Source organism: Oleiphilus sp. HI0079, from assembly GCF_001635105.1.
This window is the reverse complement of the sequence record NZ_LWFT01000309.1, coordinates 1-604: the sequence shown is the minus strand read 5'-3', so window position 1 is coordinate 604 and position 604 is coordinate 1. Positions and strand designations below refer to the sequence as shown.

1 protein-coding gene is annotated in these 604 nt (G+C 46.9%); it reads right to left on the bottom strand.

Going from position 1 to position 604, the window contains the following annotated elements; genetic code table 11:
• A partial coding sequence (locus tag A3750_RS04250) for an endonuclease/exonuclease/phosphatase family protein (protein ID WP_197474880.1) occupies nucleotides 1-476 on the bottom strand: 476 nt, incomplete at its 3' end.
• Between the last annotated feature and the right edge of the window lie 128 nt (nucleotides 477-604).

Below are 604 nucleotides of genomic sequence, written 5' to 3'. Positions count from 1 at the left end.
ATCAAAGCTGGCAAAGAGTGCTCTTCTACCGACAAGGGCCGATAGCGACTCAGCAAACCGTTACTATGCTGCGCTAGTGGCCCAAAGTTACGATTAAGCTGTTGATACCAGTATGGAAAGCCCGCCTCATTGGCGAGAAACTCTACCTGATTAACAAAACCACTTCTCAAGCTTCCGCCATCAACCTCTTGCAGTGCAACGACATCATATGAGTGCAGCAAATGTGCAATTTTAGTGAGGTTCTCATGGCGTTTACGGTGAGGTAAGAAATGCTGCCAGCTACGCGTCACGTAATGGCGATAGGACGAAGTCGATATACCAACCTGAATGTTATACGTCAGAAGACGAATCGTCTCGTCATGAGAAACCTTAGGAACAGTGTTCAGAGCCTCGGGAGCGGAGCTAGACGAAGCTCTGACTAAGGCATCAGAGGGTGTAAAAATCTGTCTAACACGACTACGCAAGCCTGCATACATAGTTTTTCTTACACCTCTTAGTGATGCAGAAGCGCTTATTACTTAGCCGCTTGCATTGCAGCACGCTCTTTCTCGATAAGGAAGTTTGCAATCTTAATCATGTTTGCAAAACCACCGGCATCACGAAC